This window comes from Microbacterium sp. ARD31 (genome assembly GCF_031844425.1).
Genome location: NZ_JAUZVE010000011.1, coordinates 132237 through 146908, shown reverse-complemented (window position 1 = coordinate 146908; position 14672 = coordinate 132237). Strand labels below are relative to the sequence as shown.

Annotated in this window: 15 protein-coding genes; 7 read left to right on the top strand and 8 right to left on the bottom strand. The window is 70.8% G+C overall.

Features of this window, described 5'->3' with window-relative positions:
- Nucleotides 1–45: 45 nt before the first annotated feature.
- Nucleotides 46–489 (bottom strand): Rv3235 family protein, encoded by a 444-nt coding sequence (locus Q9S36_RS24150; RefSeq protein ID WP_251453222.1) that lies wholly within the window; start codon nt 487–489, stop codon nt 46–48.
- 128 nt (nt 490–617) lie between these two features.
- On the opposite strand from Q9S36_RS24150, the gene Q9S36_RS24145 reads away from it, so the two are divergent.
- Nucleotides 618–1223, top strand: coding sequence for a hypothetical protein (locus tag Q9S36_RS24145; protein WP_311287364.1), 606 nt, complete (start codon nt 618–620; stop codon nt 1221–1223).
- Between the two features lie 12 nt (nt 1224–1235).
- Here Q9S36_RS24145 and Q9S36_RS24140 read toward each other — a convergent pair whose 3' ends face one another.
- Nucleotides 1236–1517: a helix-turn-helix domain-containing protein gene (locus tag Q9S36_RS24140; RefSeq protein ID WP_251453220.1), complete on the bottom strand. Its 282-nt coding sequence runs from the start codon at nt 1515–1517 to the stop codon at nt 1236–1238.
- A 100-nt stretch (nt 1518–1617) separates the two neighbouring features.
- On the opposite strand from Q9S36_RS24140, the gene Q9S36_RS24135 reads away from it, so the two are divergent.
- The 3 genes from Q9S36_RS24135 to Q9S36_RS24125 are packed head-to-tail and all read left to right on the top strand — an operon-like array spanning nt 1618 to nt 4961.
- Complete coding sequence (locus Q9S36_RS24135; RefSeq protein WP_311287363.1) at nt 1618–2247, top strand: SAF domain-containing protein; 630 nt, start codon at nt 1618–1620, stop codon at nt 2245–2247.
- Nucleotides 2244–3464 (top strand): P-loop NTPase, encoded by a 1221-nt coding sequence (locus Q9S36_RS24130; RefSeq protein ID WP_311287362.1) that lies wholly within the window; start codon nt 2244–2246, stop codon nt 3462–3464. The genes Q9S36_RS24135 and Q9S36_RS24130 overlap by 4 nt, the downstream gene beginning before the upstream one ends.
- 9 nt (nt 3465–3473) lie before the next feature.
- Complete coding sequence (locus Q9S36_RS24125; RefSeq protein WP_311287361.1) at nt 3474–4961, top strand: histidine kinase N-terminal domain-containing protein; 1488 nt, start codon at nt 3474–3476, stop codon at nt 4959–4961.
- 54 nt (nt 4962–5015) lie between these two features.
- Here Q9S36_RS24125 and Q9S36_RS24120 read toward each other — a convergent pair whose 3' ends face one another.
- Nucleotides 5016–5264, bottom strand: coding sequence for a WhiB family transcriptional regulator (locus Q9S36_RS24120; protein WP_251453216.1), 249 nt, complete (start codon nt 5262–5264; stop codon nt 5016–5018).
- A gap of 241 nt (nt 5265–5505) precedes the next feature.
- Here Q9S36_RS24120 and Q9S36_RS24115 point away from each other — a divergent pair, with 241 nt between their 5' ends.
- Entirely contained in the window at nt 5506–5904 is a 399-nt protein-coding gene (locus Q9S36_RS24115) for a histidine kinase (protein ID WP_311287360.1), read from the top strand.
- Nucleotides 5905–5911: 7 nt separating this feature from the next.
- On the opposite strand, the gene bcp is transcribed toward Q9S36_RS24115, so the two are convergent.
- The 3 genes from bcp to aroA are packed head-to-tail and all read right to left on the bottom strand — an operon-like array spanning nt 5912 to nt 8840.
- Nucleotides 5912–6388 carry a thioredoxin-dependent thiol peroxidase gene (gene bcp, locus Q9S36_RS24110; protein WP_311287359.1) on the bottom strand — a complete coding sequence of 159 codons (477 nt, stop codon included), beginning with the start codon at nt 6386–6388 and terminating at the stop codon, nt 5912–5914.
- Nucleotides 6389–6408: 20 nt separating this feature from the next.
- A complete protein-coding gene (rsgA, locus tag Q9S36_RS24105; RefSeq protein ID WP_311287358.1) occupies nt 6409–7473 on the bottom strand; it encodes a ribosome small subunit-dependent GTPase A in 1065 nt (354 codons plus the stop codon).
- Nucleotides 7470–8840 (bottom strand): 3-phosphoshikimate 1-carboxyvinyltransferase, encoded by a 1371-nt coding sequence (aroA, locus tag Q9S36_RS24100; protein WP_311287357.1) that lies wholly within the window; start codon nt 8838–8840, stop codon nt 7470–7472. The genes rsgA and aroA overlap by 4 nt, the downstream gene beginning before the upstream one ends.
- A 63-nt stretch (nt 8841–8903) precedes the next feature.
- Here aroA and Q9S36_RS24095 point away from each other — a divergent pair, with 63 nt between their 5' ends.
- Both Q9S36_RS24095 and Q9S36_RS24090 read left to right on the top strand, forming a co-directional pair.
- The gene (locus tag Q9S36_RS24095; RefSeq protein ID WP_311287356.1) at nt 8904–9584 is read left to right on the top strand and encodes a sigma-70 family RNA polymerase sigma factor; all 681 of its coding nucleotides are present in this window, start codon (nt 8904–8906) and stop codon (nt 9582–9584) included.
- Nucleotides 9581–9823, top strand: a complete 243-nt coding sequence (locus Q9S36_RS24090; protein WP_311287355.1) for a zf-HC2 domain-containing protein — start codon at nt 9581–9583, stop codon at nt 9821–9823. The genes Q9S36_RS24095 and Q9S36_RS24090 overlap by 4 nt, the downstream gene beginning before the upstream one ends.
- A 12-nt stretch (nt 9824–9835) precedes the next feature.
- Here Q9S36_RS24090 and Q9S36_RS24085 read toward each other — a convergent pair whose 3' ends face one another.
- Nucleotides 9836–10753 carry a YegS/Rv2252/BmrU family lipid kinase gene (locus tag Q9S36_RS24085; RefSeq protein WP_311287354.1) on the bottom strand — a complete coding sequence of 306 codons (918 nt, stop codon included), beginning with the start codon at nt 10751–10753 and terminating at the stop codon, nt 9836–9838.
- Nucleotides 10754–10834: 81 nt separating this feature from the next.
- Entirely contained in the window at nt 10835–14611 is a 3777-nt protein-coding gene (locus Q9S36_RS24080) for a multifunctional oxoglutarate decarboxylase/oxoglutarate dehydrogenase thiamine pyrophosphate-binding subunit/dihydrolipoyllysine-residue succinyltransferase subunit (RefSeq protein ID WP_311287353.1), read from the bottom strand.
- Between the last annotated feature and the right edge of the window lie 61 nt (nt 14612–14672).

The window sequence follows — 14672 nt, the reverse complement described above, 5'->3', positions numbered from 1 at the left end:
GACCACATCGTCGGGGACGGCCCGAGCCTGGTGAGGCGAGGTGGGTCAGAGCAACGCGAGCGACGTCGCGCGCCACCGTCCGTCCATGCCTTCGAGTCGGAGCGCGATCGCGCGGGTGCGGGCCGGGCCCTGCACCACGACGACCCCCTCGACGACGCCGTCCGCAGGTGACGAGTGACGCAGCGACAGGATGGCGTGGACCGGTCGCTTGGCGGGGAGTCCGCGGGCGCTGCGCGCCCGGGCGGCCAGATTGGCGCGGACCACCAGCTTGCGGTACGGCTCCTCGGTGAGCCATCGTGCGAGTTGATCGACCTCGCGGACGCCGGCGAAGACCTCCAGCACGCCGAGGGTGAGGTTGCGCAGCAGCGGCTCGGGGTCCGGCAGCGCGTGGGAGGAGGTCCGCTGAGGCGCGAAGAGCGCCGACAGCTCCTCTTCCGCCTCGATCGCCGAGGAATACGCGCGGGTCGCGCCCGCGGGCTTCGCTGCCATGAGGAGCCCTCTCTGGTAGGTGTCTTCCTCCTGCCAGTACAGCACACAGCCAACTCCCAGGCGAAGCCGATCCGCGGACTGTGGATAAGTTCGCCGGACCGACGGCACCCGTGTCCTACGCTCGCGGGATGCGGTGGGAACGGTTCTTCGACGATCTCGAAGATCAGCTCGCGTCCGAGTGGGAAGCTGAGCGCGCCGCACTCGACACCGAGGCGGAGCGACTGCGCCTGTCGAGGGTGTCGCTGCGCGAGCGGCTCCTCATGCTCGCCGAGCGCGAACGGGGGATGACCGCGCCGACGTTCGACTTCACCGACGGCGGCACGCTCGCCGCGGAGGTGACCGGTGTCGGGGCCGACTGGGTGGCCCTCGACGCGCCGTCGCAGCCTCGGGCCGCCGTCGTCGCGCCCTTCACCGGCATCGCCGGGGTGGGGATGCCGCACGCCGATCTGCTGCGCAGTGCTCGCCCTGCTCCCGCGCGGTCGCCCCTGGCCGAGCGTCTGACGTTCGGATTCGCCCTGCGCGACCTCGTGCGGCGCCGCTCTCCGGTGATGGTGCACCTCTCGAACGGACGCACGCTGTCGGGGACGATCGATCGAGCCGGCGCCGACCACTTCGATCTGGCCGTCCACGAGCAGGGTGCGCCCCGTCGGGCGGAAGCGGTCTCGGGGTACCGGGTCATCGCGTTCGCCGCCGTCTCCCGCATCCGTGTGGACGGTCGTCCGCCGGTCCTGTGAGACCAGGATCGGTCAATCGGGTCGGCGAACGACCCCGGTGCCCCACAGCTCCGGGAAGCTGGCGGCGTTCGACTGACGCCACAGCGCCATGCGCCGCGCCTCCTCGGCCTGATCGTCCAAGTAGTCGGCCACACTCGCCTCGTCCACCCGCCAGGATGCCGGAGATCCTACTCGCACGCCGCGAAGGCGCCCCTCGCCGACCAGGCTCATGACCTCGTCGACGCTCACGCCGAGGATCTCACCCACCTGCGAGGGTGCGAGGAGCCGGAGGTCCGACGTCGGGGAATCGGGCATGGACTCCATTATCGACCCGGGTGGGCGGTGTCGCGCGGGGCGCGCGGCGTGCTGTGGATAACGAACGGAGGCTTCGCGCGCCGTGCGCCACCATGGTGGCATGACCGCCTCCGCCGCCGTCCGCTCCTCCCGCCGCCCGTTCTGGGGCGACCTCCGGTTCCTCCTCGGCATCGCGCTCGTGGTCGGGTCGGTCGCCGGCGTGTGGCTCGTCGTCGCCGCGTCGCGGCAGACCGAGCCGGTCTACGCCGCTTCCCGGACGATCGTCCCGGGCGAGGCCGTGACCGCCGCCGACCTGCGAACGGTGGACGTCGGGCTCGGGACCGTCGCCGAGGTGTACCTCGGTGCCGATGAGCTGGAGTCGGGCGCGGTGGCGACCCGCACCATCGAGGCGGGCGAGCTCGTCGCCCGGAGCGCACTCGGGGACGATCGCACGGTGCGCACGACCACCTTGGTCGTCCGCAGCTCCATCGACGTGCCGGCGTCGGTGGGAGCCGGCGCCGTGGTGGAGGTATGGTCGGCGCCACTCATCGAGGCCGGCGAGTACGACGCACCGCGCATCCTGGTCGCAGACGCGACGGTCGTCGCGGTGGAGCGCGACGACACGATGATGGGCGGGGGAGCGGCGGCGCTCGAGATCGTCATCCCGCGGGCCGACGTCGCCGCGACGCTGGCAGCCATGGCCGACGGCTCCGCGCTGTCGGTGGTCCCTGCCGCGGGGTCCGGCCGATGAACGTCGTCGTCGCGCTGGGCGGCGCGCGTGCGACGTCCGTCGCGGCGGGCCTCGAGCGCGAGGGTGTCGTCGTGCCCGCGGTCATCGCCCCGGACGCGATCGCCGCGGCGGCCGCGGACGACATGCCGGGAGACGACGCCGACCTCGTGGTGCGTGCGCTGGTCGAGAGCGATGCCGTCGTCCTCGGGGTCTCGCGGTCATCGCTCACGGCATCCGCTGTGGCGCTGTGCGATCGGGCGGGTGCGCGCATCGTGCCGTGGGCGACGACGCCCGAGGACGAGCGCCTGGCGGCGTCGTTCGGGCTCGAGCGGCCGCTGGCCGACGGAACCGAGCCCTGGCGCATCGTCGAAGTACTCGCCGAGCCGCCCCGCCCGATGGCCGCACCGCTCGCGCCCGAGGGCCTCGGCCCGCGCACGATCGCGGTGTGGGGCGCGCAGGGCTCGCCCGGCCGTTCCACCGTCGCCGTCGAGCTCGCCGTGGAGCTGGCCCGAGGCGGACGCCACGTCGGACTCGTCGATGCCGACACGCACGCGCCGTCGATCGCGCTGGCGCTCGGGCTCCCCGACGAGGGGCCGGGCTTCGCCGCCGCCTGCCGGCAGGCCGAACTCGGCGGCCTGGATGTGCGCGAGCTCCACCGCATCAGCCTGCCGCTGGCCCGCACCGGTGTGGACGTGCTGACCGGCCTCAACCGCCCGTCGCGGTGGCCCGAGCTCTCCGACGCGCGCGTCGGAGCGGCGCTCGAGGTGTGCCGGGAGTGGGCCGACTACACCGTCGTCGACGTGGCGGCATCCCTCGAACGGGACGAGGAGATCGTCAGCGACCTCGCCGGTCCGCGACGGAACGCCGCGACGCTGGCCGCCCTGCGCTCGGCGGAGCTCGTGGTCGCCGTCGTGCGGGCGGACCCGCTCGGGGTGAGCAGGTTCCTGCGTGCCTACCCCGAGCTTCGTGCGACCATCGGCTCCACCCCCGTGGCGGTCGTGGCCAACTCGCTCCGTCCCGGCGCCCTGGGCATCGACGCACGCGGCCAGATCCGACGCACGCTCGACCGGTTCGGGGGGATCGAGGACGTCTGGTTCGTGCCCCACGATCTGCGTGCCGTGGACGCCGCGCTGCTGGCGGCCCGCCCGGTCGCGGACGTCGCACCGCGGTCCGCGCTGACGACCGCGGTGCGGCGGTTCGTCGGCGACGCGGTCGTTCCCGTCCCGTCACGCCGCTAGCCTTGACGGGTGTCGACCCTCAGCGATCTCGTCTACGCCCAGGGCCGCTCCAGCGCGGCCGATGTGGAATGGCTCCACCGCCTCGCGGGGGACGGCCAGCTCCTGGCCGATCTGGCCTTCGCCGACATCGTCATCTGGGTGCCGACGGAAGACGACTCCTTCATCGCGATCGCGCACACCCGACCCAGCGGTGCCGCCACGCTGTTCTATCGCGACATCGTCGGCGATCGGGTGCGTCCGCAGTGGCGGACCCAGGTGCGGGACGCGTTCATGTCGGCCCGCATCGTGGACTCGGCGTCGCCGGACTGGTTCGAAGAGACTCCCACCCGGGTTCGCGCGGTGCCGATCGTCCGATCCGGCAACGGCGAGGCCTCCCAGACGATCGGCGTCGTGACCCGTCACACCAATCTCGGCGAGGCCCGCATCCCCTCCCGTCAGCAGACGACGTTCAACGAGTGCGCCGACGATCTGTTCGCGATGATGGCGTCGGGGGAGTTCCCGGACATGACCGCACCGACGTCGCCGCGAAGAGGTGCGCCGCGCGCGTCGGACGGTCTCATCCGGCTGGACGTCGACGGCATGGCGACGTTCGCCAGCCCCAACGCGCTCTCGGCGTTCAACCGCCTGGGATTCGAGGACGAGCTCGAGGGGGAGTCCCTGGTCGAGGTGGTGACCTCGATCCTCCCCGTCAAACGCCAGTTCGACGAGTCGCTTCCCGTCGTCGTCACCGGACGTGCGCCCTGGCGGGCCGATCTGGAGTCCCGCGGCGTCACCGTGTCGCTGCGCACCATCCCCCTGCGCGATCACGGTCGACGCATCGGTGCGCTCGTGCTCTGCCGCGACGTGACGGAGATCCGCCATCAGGAGCAGGAGCTCATCACCAAGGACGCCACGATCCGCGAGATCCACCATCGCGTCAAGAACAATCTGCAGACGGTGGCGTCGCTGCTGCGCATCCAGGCGCGGCGCTCCCACTCCGACGAGGCGCGTGAGGCACTGACCCAGGCGATGCGACGTGTGTCGGCCATCGCCGTCGTCCACGACACCCTGTCGGAGGGACTGGCGCAGAACGTCGACTTCGACGACGTCTTCGCCCGCGTGCTCAAGCTCGTCGCCGAGGTCGCGGCCGCTCCCAACACCCGCGCGCGAACGCGCTCGACCGGGCGCTTCGGCACCCTCCCGAGCGAGTACGCGACACCTCTCGCGCTCGCCCTGACCGAACTCGTCACCAATGCCGTCGAACACGGCCTGGCGGGTCAGGAGGGGGACGTCGAGATCGTCGCCGACCGTTCCGACGAGCGCCTCGAGGTGCGCGTGCGCGACACCGGCTCGGGTCTGCCCGAAGGGCAGGTGGGCCGGGGCCTGGGCACGCAGATCGTCCGGACGCTCATCCAGGGTGAACTGGGCGGCACCATCGACTGGCACACCATCATGGGCAGCGGAACAGAAGTGACGATCGAGATCCCGATGCGCTACATCGGACGCGGAGAAGCCTGAGCGGATCGACGGGGCTGTGGGCCCCGGCATCCGCTCAGGCTTCGTCGGCGATGCTCAGGAAGCGCGTCGTGCGCGGGCTGCGCGACGCTTGAGCGCGCGGCGCTCGTCCTCCGACAGGCCGCCCCACACGCCCGAATCCTGACCGGACTCCAGGGCGTACTGCAAGCAGACCTCGGTGACGGTGCACGTGGCGCACACGGCCTTCGCCTTCTCGATCTGGTCGACGGCCGGCCCTGTATTCCCCACGGGGAAGAAGAGTTCCGGGTCGACGGTCAGGCAGGCTGCCTTGTCGCGCCAATCCATGGTGATGCTCCTTGTGACGATGATGATCGAGTGTCGAGGGCCCGGTTCGGGTCCGATACCCTGGTGGGATGTGCGAGCTTCTGCTCGCCCCACGGCACTGTGGGAGCACACGGCTTCACCCATCGTCCCACAGCCGTTTACCTGGATCAAGGGCGAATCGCCACTCGCGTGCGGGATTCGCGTGCTTCCGCCCCCGCGCCGAGGCGCGATCGGGCCGGGGAACGAAAGGGATCGGTGATCGATGGCCACGGATGTCGTCAGCCGGCTGGCAGCGGTGCTCCTCGCCGCCGAAGGCCTGGGAGTGCTGGGACTGGCGGCGTGGGAGATCGCCGCGCTGGCGTCCGGTGACACCGGGTCGCTCAGCAGCGCGATCGCGTTGCTCGTGCTCACCGCCCTGGGCGGGGTGGCGATCCTCGCCTTCGCCGTCGCGGTGTGGCGCGGACTCTCGTGGGGGAGATCGGGCGGGATCGTGACGCAGCTGCTGATCCTGGCGGTCGCGCTCGGGGCTGCGACAGGCGCCTACGCGGCCCCGACGACAGCGGTGGCCCTCGCCGTGCCCGCCCTCGTCGTCCTGGCTCTGCTGGTGCTCGCCGTCCGACGTGCCGCTCCGGCGCGCGAGCGCCCGGGCGCCGACGGCTGAGCCCGCGTCAGGCGTCCAGTCCGACGAGCTTGCGGATGCGCGCGACGTGGCCGGTGGCCTTGACGTTGTACAGCGCGTCGGACACGCGGCCGTCACCGTCGATGACGAAGGTCGAACGCAGGACGCCCTGGACCACCTTGCCGTAGTTGGTCTTCTCGCCCCACGCGCCGTACGCGTCGTGGACGGCGTGGTCGGGGTCGCTCAGCAGGTCGTAGGTCAGCGCGTCGCGCTCGCGGAACTCGCGCAGCTTCGCGGTGTCGTCTCGCGAGATGCCGACGACCTCGTACCCGGCGGACTGAAGCGGGGCGAGGCTGTCCCGGAAGTCGCACGCTTCGGTCGTGCACCCCGGGGTCATCGCCGCAGGGTAGAAGAAGACGATGACGTTCCGTCCGCGCAGCGACGACAGCTCGACGAGCTGATCGTCCTGGTTGCGCAGAGAGAAGGCGGGGGCGGTGTCGCCGGGCTCGAGTTTCACATCGCTCATCCGACCACCCTAACGGCCGGTCACGTGTCCGATCCGCGGGTTGCGGGGCGGTCGGCGAAGGTCCCGAGCAGTCGCTGGAGCGAGTCCAGCCGCTCGGCTCCGCGGGGGCCCAGGCGCCCCTGCTGGAGAGCGTCGGCGATCGCGCAGTCCGGCGCGTCCGGCAGGTGCGTGCAGCCGCGCGGGCACTCCTCGGCGATCTCGGCGAGGTCCGTGTACGCGCGAAGGATGTTCGCCGGGTCGACGTGACCGAGACCGAAGGAGCGCACGCCGGGCGTGTCGATCACCCATCCTCGGCCCCCGTGACCGTGGTAGCGCAGCGAAACCGTCGAGCTGGACGTGTGGCGCCCGCGGCCCGTGACGACGTTGACGTGGCCTGTCGCGCGCTGCGCGCTCGGGACGAGGGCATTGACGAGGGTGGACTTGCCGACGCCGGAGTGGCCGACGAAGACGGTGGAGTGACCGACCAGGGCGGCGCCGATGCGATCGACGGGCATGTCTTCGCGGGCACTGGTGAACACCTGGAGATCGAGGCCCTCGAAGTGGGTGAGGAAGCGTGCCGGGTCGGCGAGGTCGGTCTTGGTCACCACGAGGAGGGGGCGGATGCCGGCATCCAGGGCGGCGATGAGATAGCGGTCGACGAGCCGCGCCCTCGGCTCGGGGTCCGCAGCGGCGACGACCACGAGCATCTGATCGGCGTTGGCGACGACGATGCGCTCGACCTGATCGGTGTCGTCGGCGCTGCGGCGCAGCAGCGACGTGCGATCCTCGATGCCGATCAGCCGGGCGAGGGTGCCCTGGTCGCCGGAGGAGTCGCCGACGACGCGGGCCCGGTCGCCCGTCACGATGGGCATCTTCCGCAGCTCTCTCGCACGGACCGCCAGCACCGAGTGCTCGTCGGGGCCGTCCTCGTCGACCAGCACGGTGTAGCGGCCGCGGTCCACGCCCAGGACGCGGGCCGTGCGGGCGTCGGCGTGTGCGGGGCGCCGCTTGGTGCGCGGGCGGTTCGCCTTCGGATTGGGTCTCACCCGCACGTCGGCCTCGTCGAACTCGGGTTCGTCGTCGTCCAGGTCGTCGAGCCAGCTCACGATGCGTGCAGGGCCTCCGGCGCCGGGCCGTGTCCGGGGGAGCCGTCGAGCATGGCCTGCCACAGCTGGGGGAACTCGGGCATCGTCTTGGCGGTCGTGCCGATGTCGTCGACGAGGACGTCCGGGACGACGAGACCGAGCAGCGCCCCGGTGGTGGCCATGCGGTGATCGTGGTGGGCGCGCCAGAGTCCGCCGCGCAGGTCGCGGGGAACGATCCGGATGCCGTCCTCCAGCTCGTGCGCCTCGCCGCCCAGGCGCCGCAGCTCGCCCGCGAGCGCGGCGATCCGGTCGGTCTCGTGACCGCGGATGTGACCGATGCCGTAGAGCGTGGTCGGGGCGTCCGCCAGAGCGGCCAGCGCGAAGATCGTCGGCGTGAGCTCGCCCGCCGCCGAGAGATCGAGATCCACCCCGTGGATGCCGGAACCCGCCGTGACGGTGAGGGCGCCGCCGCGCCGGGAGACCTTGGCGCCCATGAGCGAGAGGATGTCGCTGAGCATCGCCCCCGGCTGGGTCGAGCGGGCCGGCCAGCCGGTCACGGTCACGGCGCCGCCGGTGACCATGGCCGCCGCCAGGAACGGCGCGGCGTTGGACAGATCGGGTTCGATCGAGACGTCCTTGCCTCGGAGGGGCCCGGCCGGGACGATCCATTCCCCCACCCGCGGGCGCTCCACGTGCACGCCCCGGTGGGCGAGGGCCTCGACGGTCATGTCGATGTGCGGCATGCTGGGCAGTCGCGCGCCTCGGTGCACCAGGTGCAGGCCGACGTCGAAGCGCGGTGCCGCGAGGAGGAGGCCGGAGACGAACTGGCTCGACGCGCTGGCGTCGATCGTGACCTCGCCGCCACGGACATGACCGTGCCCGCGCACCGTGAACGGCAGCGACCAGTGTCCGCCGTCGTCGATGTCGACGCCGACATCGCGCAGCGCCGAGATCATCGCACCCATCGGGCGGTGCAGGGCGCTCTCGTGGGCGGTCAGGGTCACATCGCCCGCGGCGAAGCCGCCCAGAGCGGCGACGAAGCGCATGACCGTGCCGGCCTGGCCGCAGTCGACCTCGGTCGAGCCGCGGAGGGGGAAGTGGGGGGTGATGTGCAGGTCGTCGCCGAACGGCCCCGTGCCGGGCTCGCGGGCGATGTCCACGCCCAGGGCGGTCAGCGCCCCCAGCATGCGCGCGGAATCGTCGGAGTGGAGGGGAGCGGTCAGCCGGCTCGGACCGTCGGCCAGCGCCGACAGGATCAGCTCGCGATTGGTGAGCGATTTCGAGCCGGGGACGGTCACGGTGGCATGCACCGGACGCTCCGCGCGCGGCGCGCGCCACGCCGCGCGCGAACCCTGTGCGCGTGCGGGGGAATACCCGTTGACTGTCATCGGTTCCTACCCTACTGAACCCGGAAGTCCGGACCCTCGCACACTCGCCGTGAACGGAGCCGCATGATCGCCACCCTCGAGCGTGCCGATGCCGTCGACGCCCTCGTCCCCGGGCATTCGACGCAGCCCGCCGTAGACTGGCCCGTGATGATCGAGCAGCCCCAGCAGGAGCAGGACGCGAGCGCGCAGTTCGAAGAGCAGGCTCTGCCCTTCATGGACCAGCTGTACGCCGCGGCGATGCGCATGACCCGCAACCCCGCCGACGCCGCCGACCTCGTCCAGGAGACGTTCGTCAAGGCGTTCGCCTCGTGGGCGACCTTCACGCAGGGGACGAATCTGAAGGCGTGGCTGTACCGGATCCTCACCAACACCTACATCAACACCTACCGCAAGAAGCAGCGCGAGCCCTTCCAGGGCACGATCGACGAGCTCGAGGACTGGCAGCTGGGCGGGGCGGAGTCCACGACCGCTTCGAGCAGCCGTTCCGCTGAGGCCGAGGCGATCGACCACATGCCGGCATCCGCGGTGAAGGACGCCCTCCAGGCGATCCCCGAGGACTTCCGCCTGGCGGTGTACCTGGCAGACGTGGAGGGCTTCGCATACCAGGAGATCGCCGACATCATGAAAACCCCGATCGGCACCGTGATGAGCCGGCTGCACCGCGGCAGACGGATGCTTCGCGAACTGCTCGCCGATTACGCCACTGAGCGCGGCTTCACCGCCGCCACGAGGAGCAAGAAATGACCGACTGCGGCTGTGAGAAGGCGCGCCGCGACCTCGAGGAGTACCTGCGCGACGAGGTCTGCAAGACGAAGCACTCCGACATCACCGAGCACCTGGACAACTGTCCGGGATGCCGCGACGAGGCGCTCGTGGCTCGGACGCTGACCGACGTTCTGGCGCGCGCCTGCAAAGAGACGGCTCCCGAAGAGCTGCGCGCACAGGTCCTCGCGAAGCTGCGCGACGCGCACCCCGCCCACTGATCGGCGCGGACGTCACGTCGCGACGAAGACCTCCACCGCCCTGGGCATCGCGGTCACGGTGACCGGCAGCTCACCGGCGATATCACCGTCGGCATAGGCGCGCTGACCCTCGGCGGACACGCGCACCGAGCGCACACGCGTCATCCGCACCTCGGGCGCATCGAGGTGTCTTCCGGCGTACAGGCGGGGGAGCAGTCGCAGCAGCCGGACCCGCGTCATCGGACGGATCAGCACGACGTCCAGCAGCCCGTCGCCGACATCGGCGACCGGGCAGATGGGGATGCCGCCTCCGTACGTCGGACCGTTCGCGACGGTCGCCATCAGCAGCTCCTCCTCCCTGCGTTCCCACGTGCCGTCAGGCAGCTCGAGGTCGAGGGTGAACCGCGTGGCGCGCAGCGTCAGGAACTCGCGGAGGATCGCCAGGGTGTAACGAGCGGATCCCTTCGGCCACCGCATGCGATTCGCGCGGTCGTTGACCCGCGCATCGAAGCCGCAGGCCAGGACGCTCGCGTAGAGCGTCCGCGACACCCGGTCGGTCCCGGCCGGCGTGGACGTCACGACGCCGAGATCGATGTGCCGGGTGGTGCCGTCGACGATCGCCGAGACGGCGGCTGCGGCATCCCGGTGGGGGATCCCGAGGCAGGCCGCGACATCGTTGCCCGTCCCTGCGGGGATGATCCCGAGAGGGATGCCGCTGCCGGCCATCTGCTCGATCGCCAGCCGCACCGTGCCGTCGCCACCGCACACGGCGACGGCGTCCGCGCCGGAGGAGAGAGCCTCGCGCACGAGGGCGCGGGAGCCGTCGGCGTCCCCGCCTACGACCACCGTGGTGACGACGCCGCGCTCGCGGAGCATCCGCGCCGCGTGCGCGGCGATCCGGCGGGCGGTCCCGGAGCGGGCGGTCGGGTTGACCAGCAGCAGCAGATCCACGCGCGCTCCGTTCGCGACAGGGAGGAAGCGCGATGGCGGCGGAGCCGGAGCCCGCCGCCATCGCGCTGTCGTGGTCCGAGATTACAGCGTGAGGGCCTTCTGCATGATTGTGGCCTGCTCCAGCGCGTGCACCTTGGGCGAGCCCGTGGCTGTGGACGCGGCAGCCGGGCGCGAGACGCGGCGGATCGTGCGCCCGTGCAGGTGCTTGACGATCTCGAGCGCGATGAACGGCCAGGCGCCCTGGTTCTCGGGCTCGTCCTGAACCCAGACCAGGTGTGCGTTCGGGTAGGTGTCGATCACGGCGTTGAGCTCGTCGATCGGCGCGGGGTAGAACTGCTCCACACGGACCAGCGCGACCTCGGGGTTCGGGTTCTTCTCCAGCTCCGCCTTCAGATCCCAGTGGATCTTGCCGGAGTGCAGCAGCACCCGCTTCACCGCGTTCCTGTCGAGCGATCGCGTGTCATCGAGCACCGGCTGGAACCGGCCCTCGACGAAGTCCTCGACGGGGCTCGTCGCACCGCGCAGGCGCAGCATGGCCTTGGGCGTGAAGACGATGAGCGGCCGCCGCGGGCGCTGGTAGGCCTGACGGCGCAGCAGGTGGAAGTAGGACGCGGGTGTGGAAGGACGCGCGACGGTCATGTTGTCCTGCGCGCACATCTGCAGGTATCGCTCGATGCGGGCCGAGGAGTGGTCCGGCCCCTGGCCTTCGTAGCCGTGGGGGAGCAGGAGCGTGAGGCTGGACTGCTGGCTCCACTTCTGGTCGGCGGAGGAGATGAACTCGTCCACCACCGACTGGGCGCCGTTGGCGAAGTCGCCGAACTGCGCCTCCCACAGCACCAGGGCGTCGGGCCGCTCGACCGAGTACCCATACTCGAAGGCCATGGTCGCGTACTCGCTCAGCAGCGAGTCGTAGACCCAGAAGCGGCCCTGATCCTCGCTGAGGTTGGTGAGCGGGATCCACTCCTGGCCGTTCGCGCGATCGTGCAGCACCGAGTGGCGCTGCACGAAGGTGCCGCGCCGGGAGTCCTGCCCGGCGAGGCGGACGTTGGTCTTCTCGAGCAGGAGCGAGCCGAACGCCAGCAGCTCGCCGAACGCCCAGTCGATACCGCCCTTGCGGCTCATGTCGTGCCGCTTGTCGAGGAGCTGCTGGAGCTTGGTGTGAACGGTGAAGCCCTCGGGCTTGTTGACGAACGCGTCGCCGATGGCCTCGACGACGTCGCGGGACACGCCGGTGGTCTCGGGCTCGCCGACGGCGGGCTCGGCCGCGTCGTCGTCGGGCTCCACGACCGCCGACGCACCGGTCTCGGCGGCGTGCGTCTCGGCGAAGGCGATCTCGAGGCGGTCCTGGAAGTCGCGTTTGGCCTGCTCGTACTCTTCCTCGGTGATGTCGCCGCGACCGACCAGGGCCTCCGTGTAGAGCCGGCGCACCGATCGCTTCGCCTCGATGAGGTTGGTCATGAGGGGCTGCGTCATCGACGGGTCGTCGCCCTCGTTGTGACCACGACGGCGGTAGCAGATCAGGTCGATCACGACGTCGCGGTGGAAGCGCTCGCGGTACGCGAAAGCCAGCTGGGCGACCCGGGTCACGGCCTCGGGGTCGTCTCCGTTGACGTGGAAGATCGGCGCCTGGATGGTCTTGGCGACATCGGTGGCGTACACCGACGAACGGCCGTCCTGCGGCGTCGTGGTGAAGCCGACCTGGTTGTTCACCACCACGTGGACCGTGCCGCCGGTGCGGTAGCCGCGCAGCTGCGACATCTGGAGCGTCTCGACGACGACCCCCTGGCCGGCGAACGCGGCGTCGCCGTGCACCAGGACCGGCAGCCACGAGAACGAGCCGATCGGCATCCGATCCTGCTTGGCGCGCACGATCCCCTCGAGCACGCCGTCGACGGTCTCGAGGTGGGAGGGGTTGGCGGCGAGGTAGACCGGCAGCTCTTCGCCGCCGTCGGCGATGAACGTGCCCTCGGTGCCGAGGTGGTACTTCACGTCGCCGGACCCGCTCTTCGATCCGATGGCGACGGATCCCTCGAACTCGCGGAAGACCTGTCCGTACGTCTTCCCGGCGATGTTGGTCAGTACGTTGAGGCGCCCGCGGTGCGCCATGCCGATCGCGGCGCCGTCGAGGCCGGCCTCCGCTGCGCCCTGCAGGATCTCGTCGAGGAGCGGGATCAGCGATTCTCCGCCTTCGAGGCTGAATCGCTTCTGGCCCACGTACTTGGTCTGCAGGAAGGTCTCGAACGCCTCGGCCTGGTTGAGCTTCTCGAGGATCCGCAGCTGCTCGTCGTGGCTGGGCTTCTGGTACTTGACCTCGACGTTCTGCTGGAACCAGGCGCGCTGGCCCGGGTCCTGGATGTGCATGTACTCGATGCCGATCGTGCGGCAGTACGAGTCGCGCAGGACGCCCAGGATGTCGCGCAGCTTCATCAGGCGCTTGCCGCCGAACCCGCCGGTGACGAATTCGCGATCGAGGTCCCAGAACGACAGGCCGTGGTTCTCGATCTCGAGGTCGGGATGCGTCCGCTGCATGTACTCCAGCGGATCGGTGTCGGCCATCAGGTGCCCGCGGACGCGGAACGAGTTGATGAGCTCCTGGACGCGTGCGGTCTTGTCGACGCGCTCTGCCAGATCGACGTTGATGTCGTTGGCCCAGTGGATCGGGGCGTACGGAATGCGCAGCGCCGAGAAGATGTCGTCGTAGAAGCCGCGCTCGCCGATGAGGAGCTCGTGGACCTTCTTGAGGAACTCGCCCGAGCCCGCACCCTGGATGACGCGGTGGTCGTAGGTGCTGGTGAGGGTGATCGTCTTGCCGATCGCCAGCTCGTGCAGGGTCTTGTCACTCGCGCCCTGGAACTCCGCCGGGTACTCCAGCGCCCCCGCTCCGACGATGCAGCCCTGCCCCTTCATGAGACGGGGCACGGAGTGGACCGTGCCGATGCCGCCGGGGTTGGTCAGCGAGATGGTCGTGCCCTGGAAGTCCGAGGCGGTCAGCTTGCCGCCGCGGGCGCGGGTGACGAGATCCTCGTACGCGGCGAGGTACTCGCCGAAGCTGAGGGTGTCGGCGCGCTTGATGCTGGGGACCATGAGCGCCCGGGTGCCGTCGGGCTTCGGGAGGTCGATGGCGATGCCCAGGTTCACGTGGGCCGGTGCCACGACGGACGGCTTGCCGTCCATCTCGGCGTAGAAGACGTTCTGGCTCGGGAACTCCTTGAGCGCCCGGATGATCGCCCACCCGATGAGGTGGGTGAAGCTCACCTTGCCGCCGCGCGTGCGCGACATGTGGTTGTTGACCACGATGCGGTTGTCGATCATGAGCTTCGCCGGGACGGTGCGAACGCTCGTCGCGGTGGGCACCGTGAGCGACTCGTCCATGTTCGCCGCGAGAGCCTTCGTCATGCCCTTGAGGACCGTGACCTTGTCCTCGGCGGCCTCCTCGGCCGTCGGCGGGGCGACCTTGGGCGCCTGCGCGGGGATGGGCTGTGGCGACGCCGGGCGCGCCGTCGTTCGAGCCACGGGCTGCGAGCCGTTGCCGTTCCCGTTGGGATCGGTCGTCGGGGCGGCCCCGGCTGCGGGGGCGGCCGCCGCGGGTGCGTCAGCGGCGGGCGCTGCTGCGGGCGTCCGCGTCGCCGGCGCCGCGGCGCTGGGCTTCGCGGCCTCGGACGCGGGCTGCGTCGGAGCCGACGGCACGCGCGGAGCCGACGAGTCCACCGGGTGGTAGGACTCGAGGATCGGCCACCACGCCTTGTCGACGGAGTTCTTGTCTTTCTGGAACTGCTCGTACAACTCGTCGACGAGCCACTCGTTCGCTCCGAACTCGCCTTCGTTCGAAACCCCGACGCCCGTCACCTGGCTCGACACGCTCGATCGCCTGCTTTCATCGGTGAAGATCAAGAAAGTGCGGGGCGCCTCGCGCCGGCAC

What these genes read in the sequence shown, in the direction of transcription:
- Q9S36_RS24150 (WP_251453222.1), bottom strand. Translation starts at nt 489, where the DNA reads ATGGCAGCGAAGCCCGCGGGCGCGACCCGCGCGTATTCCTCGGCGATC.
- Q9S36_RS24145 (WP_311287364.1), top strand. Translation starts at nt 618, where the DNA reads ATGCGGTGGGAACGGTTCTTCGACGATCTCGAAGATCAGCTCGCGTCC.
- Q9S36_RS24140 (WP_251453220.1), bottom strand. Translation starts at nt 1,517, where the DNA reads ATGCCCGATTCCCCGACGTCGGACCTCCGGCTCCTCGCACCCTCGCAG.
- Q9S36_RS24135 (WP_311287363.1), top strand. Translation starts at nt 1,618, where the DNA reads ATGACCGCCTCCGCCGCCGTCCGCTCCTCCCGCCGCCCGTTCTGGGGC.
- Q9S36_RS24130 (WP_311287362.1), top strand. Translation starts at nt 2,244, where the DNA reads ATGAACGTCGTCGTCGCGCTGGGCGGCGCGCGTGCGACGTCCGTCGCG.
- Q9S36_RS24120 (WP_251453216.1), bottom strand. Translation starts at nt 5,264, where the DNA reads ATGGATTGGCGCGACAAGGCAGCCTGCCTGACCGTCGACCCGGAACTC.
- Q9S36_RS24115 (WP_311287360.1), top strand. Translation starts at nt 5,506, where the DNA reads ATGGCCACGGATGTCGTCAGCCGGCTGGCAGCGGTGCTCCTCGCCGCC.
- bcp (WP_311287359.1), bottom strand. Translation starts at nt 6,388, where the DNA reads ATGAGCGATGTGAAACTCGAGCCCGGCGACACCGCCCCCGCCTTCTCT.
- aroA (WP_311287357.1), bottom strand. Translation starts at nt 8,840, where the DNA reads ATGACAGTCAACGGGTATTCCCCCGCACGCGCACAGGGTTCGCGCGCG.
- Q9S36_RS24095 (WP_311287356.1), top strand. Translation starts at nt 8,904, where the DNA reads ATGATCGCCACCCTCGAGCGTGCCGATGCCGTCGACGCCCTCGTCCCC.
- Q9S36_RS24090 (WP_311287355.1), top strand. Translation starts at nt 9,581, where the DNA reads ATGACCGACTGCGGCTGTGAGAAGGCGCGCCGCGACCTCGAGGAGTAC.